This window comes from Amycolatopsis sp. NPDC114478, assembly GCF_055633805.1.
On record NZ_JBVKDO010000030.1, the window covers coordinates 88,990 to 101,274 of the forward strand.

At 70.4% G+C, this 12,285-nt stretch carries 14 protein-coding genes; 5 read left to right on the forward strand and 9 right to left on the reverse strand.

The genetic code is table 11. The annotated features are described in order from the left end of the window. Positions 1-5: 5 nt before the first annotated feature. The 6 genes from ACZ7OH_RS46160 to ACZ7OH_RS46185 all read right to left on the reverse strand — a co-directional run bounded on the left by ACZ7OH_RS46160 (position 6) and on the right by ACZ7OH_RS46185 (position 6,597). Positions 6-1,358: a DUF6002 family protein gene (locus ACZ7OH_RS46160; protein WP_470286721.1), complete on the reverse strand. Its 1,353-nt coding sequence runs from the start codon at positions 1,356-1,358 to the stop codon at positions 6-8. A 74-nt stretch (positions 1,359-1,432) separates the two neighbouring features. Beyond that, positions 1,433-1,843, reverse strand: a complete 411-nt coding sequence (locus ACZ7OH_RS46165; protein WP_470286722.1) for a hypothetical protein — start codon at positions 1,841-1,843, stop codon at positions 1,433-1,435. A 998-nt stretch (positions 1,844-2,841) separates the two neighbouring features. Then, a complete protein-coding gene (locus ACZ7OH_RS46170; protein ID WP_470286723.1) occupies positions 2,842-3,474 on the reverse strand; it encodes an alpha/beta hydrolase in 633 nt (210 codons plus the stop codon). Further along, the gene (locus ACZ7OH_RS46175; RefSeq protein ID WP_470286724.1) at positions 3,471-4,649 is read right to left on the reverse strand and encodes an acyl-CoA dehydrogenase family protein; all 1,179 of its coding nucleotides are present in this window, start codon (positions 4,647-4,649) and stop codon (positions 3,471-3,473) included. Before ACZ7OH_RS46175 ends, ACZ7OH_RS46170 begins: the two co-directional genes overlap by 4 nt. Further along, positions 4,646-5,632, reverse strand: a complete 987-nt coding sequence (locus tag ACZ7OH_RS46180; RefSeq protein ID WP_470286725.1) for an alpha/beta fold hydrolase — start codon at positions 5,630-5,632, stop codon at positions 4,646-4,648. Before ACZ7OH_RS46180 ends, ACZ7OH_RS46175 begins: the two co-directional genes overlap by 4 nt. Before the next feature lie 11 nt (positions 5,633-5,643). Next, positions 5,644-6,597 (reverse strand): VOC family protein, encoded by a 954-nt coding sequence (locus tag ACZ7OH_RS46185; RefSeq protein ID WP_470286726.1) that lies wholly within the window; start codon positions 6,595-6,597, stop codon positions 5,644-5,646. A 155-nt stretch (positions 6,598-6,752) separates the two neighbouring features. On the opposite strand from ACZ7OH_RS46185, the gene ACZ7OH_RS46190 reads away from it, so the two are divergent. Genes ACZ7OH_RS46190 through ACZ7OH_RS46205 form a run of 4 tightly spaced genes read left to right on the forward strand, consistent with a single transcriptional unit; the run spans position 6,753 to position 9,215 of the window. Then, a complete protein-coding gene (locus tag ACZ7OH_RS46190) occupies positions 6,753-7,739 on the forward strand; it encodes an AraC-like ligand-binding domain-containing protein (RefSeq protein WP_470286727.1) in 987 nt (328 codons plus the stop codon). A 60-nt stretch (positions 7,740-7,799) separates the two neighbouring features. Beyond that, positions 7,800-8,159, forward strand: coding sequence for a helix-turn-helix domain-containing protein (locus tag ACZ7OH_RS46195; protein WP_400893398.1), 360 nt, complete (start codon positions 7,800-7,802; stop codon positions 8,157-8,159). A gap of 48 nt (positions 8,160-8,207) precedes the next feature. Further along, positions 8,208-8,624, forward strand: coding sequence for a VOC family protein (locus ACZ7OH_RS46200; protein ID WP_400891567.1), 417 nt, complete (start codon positions 8,208-8,210; stop codon positions 8,622-8,624). A gap of 45 nt (positions 8,625-8,669) precedes the next feature. Further along, complete coding sequence (locus tag ACZ7OH_RS46205) at positions 8,670-9,215, forward strand: DinB family protein (RefSeq protein ID WP_470286728.1); 546 nt, start codon at positions 8,670-8,672, stop codon at positions 9,213-9,215. Here ACZ7OH_RS46205 and ACZ7OH_RS46210 read toward each other — a convergent pair. Together ACZ7OH_RS46210 and ACZ7OH_RS46215 are read right to left on the reverse strand one after the other, a co-directional pair. Further along, complete coding sequence (locus ACZ7OH_RS46210) at positions 9,178-10,101, reverse strand: aminoglycoside phosphotransferase family protein (RefSeq protein ID WP_470286729.1); 924 nt, start codon at positions 10,099-10,101, stop codon at positions 9,178-9,180. The genes ACZ7OH_RS46205 and ACZ7OH_RS46210 overlap by 38 nt on opposite strands. A 94-nt stretch (positions 10,102-10,195) precedes the next feature. Next, positions 10,196-10,990 carry a helix-turn-helix transcriptional regulator gene (locus tag ACZ7OH_RS46215; RefSeq protein ID WP_470286730.1) on the reverse strand — a complete coding sequence of 265 codons (795 nt, stop codon included), beginning with the start codon at positions 10,988-10,990 and terminating at the stop codon, positions 10,196-10,198. A gap of 78 nt (positions 10,991-11,068) precedes the next feature. Between ACZ7OH_RS46215 and ACZ7OH_RS46220 the strand changes: the two genes are divergently transcribed. Further along, positions 11,069-11,917 carry an SDR family oxidoreductase gene (locus ACZ7OH_RS46220; RefSeq protein WP_470286731.1) on the forward strand — a complete coding sequence of 283 codons (849 nt, stop codon included), beginning with the start codon at positions 11,069-11,071 and terminating at the stop codon, positions 11,915-11,917. Between the two features lie 47 nt (positions 11,918-11,964). On the opposite strand, the gene ACZ7OH_RS46225 is transcribed toward ACZ7OH_RS46220, so the two are convergent. Then, positions 11,965-12,147 (reverse strand): YegP family protein, encoded by a 183-nt coding sequence (locus ACZ7OH_RS46225; protein ID WP_470286732.1) that lies wholly within the window; start codon positions 12,145-12,147, stop codon positions 11,965-11,967. Positions 12,148-12,285: the final 138 nt, after the last annotated feature.

Below are 12,285 nucleotides of genomic sequence, written 5' to 3' on the forward strand. Positions count from 1 at the left end.
AGGAGTCAGAGCGCGCTGGACCCGAGGATCAGGTCGCGCAGCTCTGCTGCGGTGCCGACGGGGTGCAGGTCGCGTGAGCCGAGCGGGTCGACGTCGGCGCGGAAATAGGCACCCGAGCCGTGTATGACGACGTCGTCGACGTCGATGATGTCGCGATCGATGGCATTGAGCACCCCGGTCAGCGCCATGACGAGGGACCACTCGTGGATGTGGCTGGGATTTGCCGGGATCTCCACCTGAGCTTCACGCAGCATGGTTCGGACCTGCCCGAAGCGGTTGAGGCACTCCGCGAGGGACACGACTATCCCGCCGCCCCCGTGGGCGTGGATGAGCGCGTTCATCCGCGGGATCGTGGGCGGCGTGCGGGTGTAGAAGGTGGTGTCCAGGACCTCGTCGGGATCGAACGTGACCTGGGGGAAGTGCCGGTTTTCGTCCTGGCGGTACAGGCCTTCCGACCGGTCGTAGGCGTAGTGGGGCGCGCTGGTGAACCCGTCGTCGCGGCTGCCGTAGAAGCCGAGGACCATGTCGGGAGCGCCGAGGTGCTGAATGAGGAAGTAGCCCGGATCCACTGCCGCGTCCGTTGTAGGCTGCAGCATCTGGCGGCCGTATGCGTGCCCGAGAAGACCGTAGGCACTCGAGACGGCGTGGGCGTGCCACCGGTGGTGGCCGGCTTGCGGTGGGAAGAAGTCTTGCTCGGCGAACGCTCGGATGACGTCGGCGGCAAGGTAGTTTTCGAGCTTGAGCGTGTACCAGATGTTCGTCTTCGCGGTGTCTTCCAGCGCGTCACCGTAGGTGGCGACTGCGTCGCCGGCGATGGATTTCACGGTGCCGGGAGATGCGCCATCGTAGACCGCGATCGGATTGCGCCGACGGAGGTCGGGGTCGGTCGCCAGTTCGGAGGTGCGCAACTTGTGGGCGGAGCCGCGAGGCACGATGGTGACGATGTTGAGCTGGTCCGCGTCGACCAGGCCGCACCGAATCGCCCGGAAGACCGCGTCGCGCAGGGCCACGGCTTTGTTGGCGGAGGAAGGCGTCACGATCGTCACGCGCTGACCGGTATCGTGGATGAACCGCACAGCCCGGCCCACGATCACGAGTGATGCGAAGGTCTTGGTGGTCTTGGTCGCCGGGTTCCTGGTCAGATCGAGCAACGAGATGTGGTGACCGCGGTATTCGCCGACCGTCGTGTGTGCGAGCGACGAGACCGACAAGTACTCGCGCACCGCCTGCGACATGGTCGGCAGCTTCACACCGGGCGAGAACCGGGTGTCCGCTGCGGGATCCTCGCCGCCGGCGAGCTGATCGACCGCGGTCTCGATCTGCGGGTAGTAGTGCGCGATGGCGTTGTCGAGTATCACTGCGTCCCCCTCTTGGTGCTGCTCATTCGCGTTTGATCGGCCGCCTTCGGTGAGACGGGTCGTACTTTCCGTGGTCAGGAGTTTGCGAGGCGACGTCCGGCCGCTTCTTCGACAGACTTCCGGTCGCCGATCCAGACGAAAGCGCGGTCGTCGTGGCCCACGGTCTGGCGCCAATCGCGAAGTGCCACTGCCAGCGCACCGGCCCGTCCGTGGCAAAACCGGGCGTGACGATGCCCCAAGCAGCGGCTGACCTCGTCAGCCCATGCTTCCTTCGATTCGGCGATCGTCTCGAGATGACGGACGTCCTCGGGTGATGACGAGCGCATCGCATCGACATTCCCCGTGGTGCCCTTGTGGTGCTTGACCAGGTAAATCTCCGCGTCGCGGGGTGTCGCCTGGTCGAGCGCGCGCAGGAACCCATTCGTGGATTCGACTGCCGCGTCGGAGGCGTCGGCCGAAGGAGATGAAGTGCCTGTGGCATTCACTTGTTCAAGAAGGCCGGATAAGCCGGGATTCATCGGAAGCGGAGGCGCCGGCGCCGCTGTAGTGTAGTTTGGCGGTATTACCGCGAGTGCGACAATGTGAGCGTGTCGGTCTACAAGCAAACCGACTATGTCGACTACTCGCAGCGGCAAGCCCGGGTCTTGACGAGCCGGTAGTCGGCTGTGGTCGGTATTGGCCGCCAACGCGGTCGGTGCTCTGACCCTCAGAGTGTTGCGAGCTCCGCGAGTGGTACTACCTGCGATGACGAGGTTCGGCCGGCTTCTCGACTGTGACGATCGAGGCGGCGGCATCCCCGAAAATGGGCACGACTCATCATTGAGTATCGACAATCATTATCCCCCCTTAACGCCGCCCTCTCCGCGGGTTCGGCGCCGGATGCTTCACCGGCCGTGGTCCGGTTCATGAGCGATATCCGGCATCTTTTTCCATCTTGCTGAGGCCAGGTGGCAACATGCAATGGTCTGATCAGGTGAAGACCTTGCCAAAGGCTACATATCGGACCCACGCTGCGTTGTCGGGTGGCGTAGTGCGTGTCTGAGGCATGGGGGCGCATTTAGTCACAGATAATCAATATCTGCAGCAATCCGTTATCTCCTTCGATGAAGGTTGGATATTCGTAACAGACTGTGGCCCGCACTACGTTTTCTGGCTTGAGGTTGCCGGAGGTGTTGTCGCTTGTTGCCGGGGAGCTACCGCGGGAGCGGCCGGGCGCGTGATCGCTGTCTCGACGTCGCGCACCTCGGGCGGGATCGCGGCGCCGGCTGCGCCGCCGCGGTACCCGGCCCGGCCGCGCGCAGCGGAAGACCCACCTGGATCTCGCCGACATCGCCCAGGGCGCTCGACCACTGACTCGAAGGGGAACGGCGCACAGCACGAATCCGAACCCCGGCCGTCGCAGCCGGTCGCGCGTTGTGCGGATGGCCTCAGAAAGCCGTTCACCGGCCGTAGCTCATTCGGCGGAGGTGAGCTGCGTGGGCGCTCAGCCGGCCGCGCGCACGGCGATCGCGTTGAGCAGCTCGGTGGCCGTCGCGCAGGCCTCGTAGGTGATGATGTGTTCGGTGCCCGGGTCGATGCGCACGTCCACCTCCGCTCCGGCCTGCCGCAACAACGCGGCCGTCTCCTCGACCCGGTGCCGGGGGACCCACGGGTCGTCCTCGATGCTCCGCAGTACCACCGGAACTCCGCGCAGGGCCTTCTCGTCCGGCACCGGCGGCGTCGTGCCGACGTAGCCGCCGGTGAACAGGACGAGTCCGGCCACCGGCCGCGGGGCGCTCAGCACCAGGTGCGACAGCAGGCAGGCGCCTTGGGAAAAGCCCCACAGCACCACGCGGTCACCGCCGAAACCGGTCTCGGCGAGCCGGTCGAGGCACGCTTCCAGCACCCGCACCGACCGGTCCAGCGCCGGCTGGTTGCGCTCGACCGGCTCCAGGAACGACAACGGGTACCACGTGTTGCCCTCGGCCTCCGGCGCGAAGAACCGCGCTGACGCCGTGCCGAGCCGCTGAGCCGTCGCCCGCATGAAATCCGGGTTCTGGTCGCGGCCGTGCACGGCGAGCACGGCCAGGGCGGCCCGGTCCGCCGGGACTCCCCACTCGGTGAGCGACGGGGTCACGGTGCTTCCTGGAGGTCGAGGAACACCCACCGCGCGCCGGGTGCCAGGCCGCTGAGCAGCTTGCCGCAGTTCTGCAGCACGACCGGGCTGGAGGTGATGTGCTGGGTGCCCGCGTGCAGGTCGCGGAAGAACCGCTGCAGGACGCCGTGGCGCAGGGCCGCCGTCGCCGCCCACTTGTAGACGGTCTGGCCCACGGCGTGCACCGACCACGTGGTGTTGTTGAGCATCAGCCGCGTCGACGTCTCCTGCCCGGTGTCCAGCGGCTCGCCGCGGTCCAGGGTGGCTTCGTTGTCCGCCCAGACCTCCGTCGCCCACGCCCGCGCCGCGCGCAGCTTCGCCTCGGCTTGGGCGTATTCGGCGTAGAACTGCTGGGTGTCCACCGACGCGCCCGGGCTGCCGGTCTTCTTGGCCGCCAAGGCTTTCAGCTCGTCGAGCATCCGGCGGCCGACCCCGAGCGCCCACCCGGTGTGGCAGACGCCGGCCATGTTCGCCAGTCCCATGCGGTAGATCGCGCCGCCGTGCCGGACGTCGGTGGTCGCGATGCCGTAGACGTGGCTCTCCGGCACGAACACGTCCTCGCACACGTAGTCGTGGCTGCTGGTCGCCCGCAGGCCCATGACGTCCCAGTTGTCGATGACGGTGGCCTGCTCCTTGGGCAGCGTGAAGACCAGTGCCTCGCCGGTCTCCGCGCAGAGCGCGGCGGTGTGGATGTGGGTCGCCATCGAGATCCCGGACGCGAAGTGCCAGTGCCCGCTGACGCGGTAGCCGCCGTCGGTCCGCACGGCCGTGCCGAGTTTGGTGCCCTGGCCGGCGATGAGCGCGTGGCCGCCGTGGCCGGCGTCCGGGTACAGGTCCGCGGCGGCCTCCGGGCCGAGGTAGGCGGCCGTCGTGCCGGTGACCATCTGCACGGCCATGAAGGCCCAGCCCACCGAAGCGTCCGCATAGGACAGTTTGGCGATCGTGTCGATCACCTGGCGTGGCGAGAACTCGTACCCGCCTAGTTCCCGGGGGATGCCGATCTTGAACGCGCCGGTTCCCTGCAGGGCCTTGGCGGGCTCGTCGGGTACGCGACCGAGTACCTCGCCCTGGTCGGCGTTCTCCTCGATGACCGGTGCGATCGCTTCGAGCCGGGTCATGACCGCGTCGAATTCGTCGCTGACGTGCAGGTGGTTCACGATGTCCGTCCTCGGGTGCGCAGCGTGGCCAGGATCCAGTCGATGACGGGTTTCACGGTCTCGTCCGAGTTCGCCTCGAAGATCAGGCCGTGCCCGTTGCCGGTGATGCCGAAGTCCGGCAGGTGCAGAGGCCGGGCGTGGGCCCCGGCGGCGTTCAGGAATGCGACGACCTGCGGGGCGAACCCGGCGAACGCCGACGCGCCGCCGGTCACGACCGCGACCGGTTTGCCCGCCAGCGCCGGGATGCGCCGGCCGTCGGCGTCGGCCGGGTCGGCGGCCGGCGGGGCGCAGGTGATCTCGGCGCTGGTGAGGCCCCAGGTCAGCGTGCCGAGCCCGGGGAACTCCGCGAACGGGGGACCCATCGGCTCGACGGCGGCGATGGCCGCGACCCGGTCCGGGCGCGCGTCGGCGGTCAGCCAGCCGACCGGGCCGCCCGCCGAATGGGTCACCAGCACGGCCTCGCCCACGATGTCGAGCAGCCTGCCCAAGCGGTCGGCGTCGAGGCGCTGCGACTCGGCCAGGTCCGCGGGCAGCGGTCCCATCGGGCAGAGGAGCTGGTCGACGTGCTCGGGCCCGTACGTCCACTGCGTCTGCGCGTCGCGAGCTTCCTCGGGGAGGAAGAGCGCCCGCGCCGCCTCGTACGGGAACGGCGCGCCCATCGGGGCGACCACGTCGGGGTGGTACGGCGAGCGTCCGTGCCCACAGCGATCGACGACGTAGACCGCGAAGCCCGCCTCGACGAACCGGGTCGCCCAGCCCGGCCTGCCGTCGGGGGTGCCGGTCCAGTCGGTGCCCTGACCGCCGCCCCCGTGCACGAGCACGAGCGGGACGGGATGGGCGTCTCCCGGTGGTGCTTCCCACTGCACGAACAGCGGCGCCCGTTGCACGGTCCCGTGCTCCGTACGCACCCGTTCGCCGGGTACCCAGAACTGTCCACGCCGGACGGTGACCCGGTGCCCGCCGGTCACGTGCGGTGCGGTCACGGTTCCCGCCCTCAGATGTCGATCGGTTCCAGCCGGCCCAGGATCTCGTCGCGGCGGTGTTCGAACTGTTCCGGCAGCTGGAAGCGGGTGCCGAGCTCGTGCGGGGACTCGTCGCAGGTCCAGCCGCCGTCGGCGTGCGTGACGGCGAGCTCGAACAACGCGCCGCTCGGCGTGCGCACGTAGACGCTCTTGAAGTACTTGCGGTCCTTCAGCTCCGAGATGTCGGTGTAGCCGCGCCCTTCGATCTCGAACTTCAGCGCGTCCTGGTTCTCCAGGGTGGCGGCGTTCCACGCGAAGTGGTGGTAGGTGCCGGCACCGTAGCCCCACGTGCCCTGGTCGTCGGTGCGGTTGACGGTGATCTCGAGGTGGTTGCCGTGCTTGGCGTCGCCGATCTGCAGCCCGATCACGTCGCCCTCCTCGGCGAGGTCGTCCCGGGCGAAGAACGACTCGCCGGCGAACTCGACCATGCGGTCGGGGGTCGCCATGTGCACCCCGATGCCGTGGATGCCGTGGATCGCGTGCTCCGGCGGTACCCCGTGACCGGGGTGGCCCACGCGCTCGTCGCCGCTGTTGCCGACGAAGAGGTACTCGATGCCCGACGGGTGCCGGAACGCGAGCCGGCGCTTGCCGAACCGTTCGACGTCGGTGACCTCGACGCCGTGCTCGGTCAGCCGGCCGTGCCAGAAGTCCAGCGAGTGGTCCGGGACCGACAGCAGGACCTCGCGGGCCTGGTTGGTGCCGCGCTTGCCGAAGAACCCGGCCTGGGCCCACGGAAAGGTCGTGACCACGCTCGACGGGTCGCCCGCGGCGTTGGAGTAGTACAGGTGGTAGATCGGCAGGGAGCCGTCGAACAGGACGGTGCGCTTGATGAAGCGCATGCCGAGGATCTTGACGTGGAAGTCGACGTCTTCCTGGGCGTCCGCCACGGAGAGCGTCACGTGGTGCGAACCGTGCACGTAGGTCATGGGTGGCTCCTCCACACTGAGATGTCCGCCGAGGCGAACTCTAGGAACGCGGCGGGCCGGTGGGTGGCGCGAGAGCGCACGGCGATGTCGAACCAGCGCACTGGTCCGCGCCGGGGCGGCTGGGTACCGTGTGCTGACCGACCGTGGAGCTGACGATGACGTCATTCACATCGCTTGCGGAGCAGTTCACCGGCGTCGCGCCGCGCCCGATCACGCTCACGTCCTGGGCGGACGCCGTCCGGCGCAGCGTGCTGACCTTCGAGTTCGACTGCGACCGGCCCGAGAAGTTCACCGGCCGGGTCCGGGACCGCCACCTGCACGGGGTCAGCTTCGTCGACATGGCCTCCGGCCGGCACGCCGCCTACCGCGACCAGCGCACGATCCGCGCCGCCGACGCCGGGTTCTACGTGCTCACCCTGCAGCTCGCCGGCGACATCCGGATCGCCCAGGACGGCCGCGTCGCCCGGCTCGAGCCGGGCCTGTTCGCGTTGTACGACTCGGGCAAACCGGCCGTCCTGACCGTCGGTGACGGCTACCGCTCCACCTGCATCCGGTTCCCCAAGACCGCGATCACCCCCCGCCAGGACGATCCGCTGGCCGAGATCACCGCGACGCCGTTCGCCTGCGGACCGGGACTCACCGACACCGTGTGGAGCACGGTGCTCAGCGTCAACCGCAACCTCGAGGCGCTCGGCCCGCACGGACCCACCGCCATCCGGTCCCTGATGACCCTCGTCGGTACGATGCTGCGCGGCGAGCTCGGGCACCGCGTCCCCGCGCGGGCCCCGCAGGAGGACCTGCTCGAGCGGATCCTCGCCTACATCGACGGCCACCTGGCCGACGCGCACCTCGACCCCGCCCGGATCGCGGCGGCGCACTTCCTCTCGTCACGGGCGTTGCACAGCCTGTTCGAGCGGACCGGCACCACGGTGTCCCGCCGCATCCGCGAGCGCAGGCTCGAGCGTTGCCGGCTCGACCTGGCCGACCCGGCACTGGCGCACGTTCCGGCGTCCGCCATCGGCGCGCGGTGGGGTTTTCCCGGCGCGTCGCACTTCGGGCAGGTGTTCAAGCGGGAGAACGGATTGACGCCCGCGGAGTTCCGCCGGCAGCTGCTGACGGGCGGCGCCCGCCGTGCTCCTTGAGGCGTCCCGATGTGGTGTGATCCGGGGGTGAGCCGCGCCGTGGAGGACGTCAACCGCAGGATGCTGCGGGCCCGCGACACCATGGACCGGGACTACGCGAAGCCTCTGGACGTGCCCGCGCTGGCCCGGGTCGCGCACGTCTCGGTGCCGCACTTCGGCCGGACCTTCCGGGCCACCTTCGGCGAAACGCCGCACCGCTACCTGCAACGCCGGCGGGTGGAGCGGGCCATGTTCCTGCTGCGCTCGGGCGATCGGAGCGTCACCGACATCTGCCTGGAGGTCGGCTTCACCAGCCTCGGGACGTTCAGCCGGACCTTCCGGGACATCGTCGGCGAGTCGCCGACCGCCTATCGGCGGCGCGGGCCGCTGGCCGGCGTGCCGACCTGCTTCGCCATGGCGTGGATGCGGCCGCGAAACTGATCGTTTCGGATAAGCGCTCCGGCGCGCACCTGAACTACCGTCGCCCCCATGCTCAACGCAATCACGATCTCTCAGATCTTCGTGCTCGACCAGGACGAGGCGCTCGACTTCTACGTCGGCAAGCTCGGCTTGGAGGTCCACACCGACGCCGACCTGGGCTTCATGCGGTGGCTGACGATCAACGTGCCCGGTCAGCCGGACCGCGAGATCCTCCTGGAGAAGCCCGGCCCGCCCCGGATGGACGAGGCGACGGCGAACCAGGTCCGTGACCTGCTGACCAAGGGCGCGATGGGCGGCTCGCTGTTCTTCGGCAGCGACGACTGCCGCAAGACCTACGAGACGCTGCTGGCCAAGGGCGTCGAGTTCACCGACGAGCCGACCGAACGCCCGTACGGAATCGACTGCGGCCTTCGCGACCCCTTCGGCAACAGCATCCGGTTCAGTCAGCCACTGTCCGGTTCCTGACCGTTCAGCGCAACCCTGCGGGCGATCGCGGCCATGATGGTGGCCATGCCCGATGAGCCGCCCGCCGGTATCCCGCCCTTGGCCGCGGAAGACCACACCTGCGCCGAATGCGGAGTCTCCTATCCGACGCTCACGCTCGACGCCGCCCGCGCGATCATCGCGTCGCTGCCCGATGCGGTGGATGCCGTGGCCGGGGAGGACCTCCGGCGCCGGCCCGCGCCAGAACGCTGGTCGGCGCTGGAGTACCTCCTCCACCTGCGCGATGTCTGCGTGACGTACACGATCCGGGTGCACCGCGCCCGCACCGAGGACCGGCCCGTGCTCGAGCCGATGCTCAACGACCTGCGCGCACGACGTTTCCGCTACAACGACCGGGCCTTCGAATGCGTGCGTGACGAGCTCGCGGCCTGCGCCGCCGGACTCGGCGACGAAATCGACCGGCTGACCCCGGCGGACTGCGAACGCGTCGTGACCCGCTTGCCGGGCGAACACCGCACGGCCCGGTGGCTGGTCCGCCAGGCCGCCCACGAGGTCACGCACCACGTCGAAGACATCAGGCACTGCCTGCGAGCCGGCTCAGTGCCGCGCTGAGGAACGCGTCCCGGCGTTGCCCGAGAACGCCGGCGTCGAGGTCGGTTCTGCCCTGGTCGTGGAGCGCCGGAACGCAGAACGCCATGTCGGCCAAGGTGCCCGACGCGGCGACGACGTCCCAGTAGGCGACCTGGTCCGCCCGGCGGCCGGCGGCCCGCTGCCAGCCCTCCAGCACCTGTTCGGCGGCGGGCAGCCCGTACATGAGGGCCGCGTCGAAGCGCGCCCCGCCGAGGTCGATCCCCGGCGATCCGGCGCCGGCGCAGTCCCAGTCGACCAGTCCGGTGCAGCGGTCGCCGGACCACAGGGTGTTCCCGAACCACAGGTCGCCGTGCACGAAGACCGTCGGGCTTTCGGGCACGGGCAGCTGGTCCAGGCGTTCTTCCGCCGCCGCCAGCAACGCGGTGGTGCCCTTTTCCCGGCGTTGGGCGGCGAAGTCCACGTCCGCGATCGAGCGGGTCCGCAGCGGCAGAGCGGGCCGCGGCGCCAGCGGGACGGACTGCAGGGCGGCCGCCACGGCTCCCAAGCCCCGCAGCCGCCCGGCGGAGGCGACCGCCGGGATCCGGCTGTGCCCGGGCAGGACGGTGGTCAGCACCGCCAAAGCACCCGTGGCGGCACCGTCGAGATCGGTGGCGATCAGCCAGGCGGCGGGCAGCCGGTGCTCACCGGCGACTCGCAGTGCCGCCACCTCGGTCGCGAACCGGAGGCAGTGCTCGGGATCCGCGGGGTCCCCGAGCCGCAGGACGGCCGCCTCGGCTCGGTCGGCCGGTTCGAACCGCAGCAACCACGGATTGGCGTCCTCGCGCAAGCCGGTGACCGCGGCGACCCGGACGCCGCCGCCCACCGCGTCGGTCACCCAGCGCAGGCCTCGCCCGGACAGCTCTGGCACCGCGATCACACCCCCGTGTCGACCGGAACACCGAGAGGCCACGATGCCACGGGTACCGCCGGCGAGGCCGCAAGCCGGGCCGCCGGAGGCGCTTTCACCCGGCGAGCAGCCGCTTCAGGCCGTCCTCCGACGGGGTGCCGGGCGCCGCCGTGTAGACGAGGAGCCGGTGCTCGGACCCGGGGACGGCGAGGATCTCGCAGTCCAGCTCCAGCGGGCCCACGACCGGGTGGACGGTCCGCTTGGTCAGCGTCCGCTGCACGACGACCTCCCGCTCGGCCCACAGCCGGGCGAACTCCGGGCTCTCGTCGAGCAGCTCGCCGACGAGTGCGCGCACCGCGGGATCGGCCGGGTACCGCCCGCTCGCGCGCAGGTCCGCGACGCACAGCCGGGCCAGGTCCAGGCGGTTGCCGGTGATCGCGTCGCCGGTGTCGAACAGCCGCCGCAGCCGGTTGCGCCGTTGGGGCGGCCAAGTGGCCGGGTCGCCGATCAGCGCGACCAGCATCCGGTTCCACGCCACCAGGTCGTAGCTCGCGTCGATGACCATCGCCGGTACGTCGCCGAGGCGGTCGAGCAGCCGCAAGACGTTCCCGGGCACCGGCCGCGGCGCGGACGCGGGAGCCGGGCGCGCCAGCCTCAGCAGGTACGCGTGTTCGTCGCCGGTCAGCCGGAGCGCGCGGCCGAGGGCGGTCAGGACCTGCTCCGACGGGCGGGGCCCGCGTCCCTGTTCGAGCCGGACGTAGTAGTCGACGGAGATCCCGGCCAGCAGCGCGACCTCGGTGCGCCGCAACCCCGGTGCCTGCCGCCGCGGGCCGGGCGCCAGGCCGACGTCCTCGGGCCGCAGCCGGTCCCGCCGGCTGCGCAGGAACCCGCTCAGCTCCGTCCTGTCCACGCTCCCATCATCACCCCGCGCCGGGGTGGTACCGCCAGTGCCTACCCCGGTCCGTGCCGCGGCGGCGAGTGTGAGCGCATGACGATCTTGGTGACCGGCGCCCGCGGGAACGTCGCCCGCGCGCTGGTGGGACAACTGCTCGACGGCGGACACGAGGTCCGGGCGGCCGGCCGCGACCCGGGCGGAGCTCGGCTGCCCGGCGGGGTGGAGGTGGTCGCGGCCGATCTGGCCCGGCCCGAGAGCTGGGACGCGGCCCTCGACGGCGTCACGAAGGCGTTCCTGTATGCGGGTACCGCGGGTCTGGGCGGGTTCCTGTCCCGGGCGCGCGGCTTGACGCAGGTGGTGCTGCTGTCGGCCTTGGGCGCGGATCCGGCGTCCGAAGACGCCATCACCCGCGCCCACGGCGAAGCCGAGCAGGCGGTGCGCGACTCGAGGATCCCGTGGACCTTCCTGCGTCCCGGCGGGTTCGCGGCCAACCGCTTGCTGTGGGCCAGGTCCGTCCGCGACGGCGTCGTGCGCGACCCGTTCCCGGATTCGCATTCGGCGTTGATCCACGAAGCCGACATCGCCGCCGTCGCCGCGTGCGCTCTGACGACCTCCGGGCACCGCGGTGCGGCGTACGCGCTGACGGGTCCCGAGTCCCTCACCGTGCGGCAGCAGGCGTCGGTGCTCGGCCGGGTGGCCGGACGGCCGGTCCGCGTCGAAACCCAGGACCTCGACGACTACCGCCGCGAGCTCACCGCGGCGTTCGAGGCACGCGGGCTCGGCAGTGTCGGGTCGGCCGAGGTGATCGAGGCCCGGATCCGGCGGCTGGCCGCGCTGGTGGACCGTCCGCAGCCGACGACGCAGACCGTCCGGGAGGTCACCGGCCGCCCGGCGCGCGGCTTCGCCGAGTGGGCCGCGGACCACGCCGGGGACTTCAGCTGAATCCAGGCTGGAGCGCGGGTCTCGCGCTCCAGCCCGGCTGCCGCGAATCAGGAGTCGGTTTCGACGATCGACGCTCCGGCGGCGGCTCGCTGGACGGCCTCACAGCCGGCTCGCGCACTCGACTTGCTCTCGTAGGCCTCGCCGACAGCGACGACTTCGCCGTTGCCGGCCTTGAGGCGAAAGCGGTACTTGCCCGCCTTGTCCCGGTAGACCTCGAACTTCCCGGCCACGGTGACCTCCTTGTCCCGCGCTCGTTCAGGTGCCGTTCGACGCTAAGAGCGTGTCTCACTTGGATCTTGGCTGCGGTGCGGGCAAGATCATGATTCGTGATGGACGAGTTGTCGCGGCGGCTGGTGCCCGACGAGTTG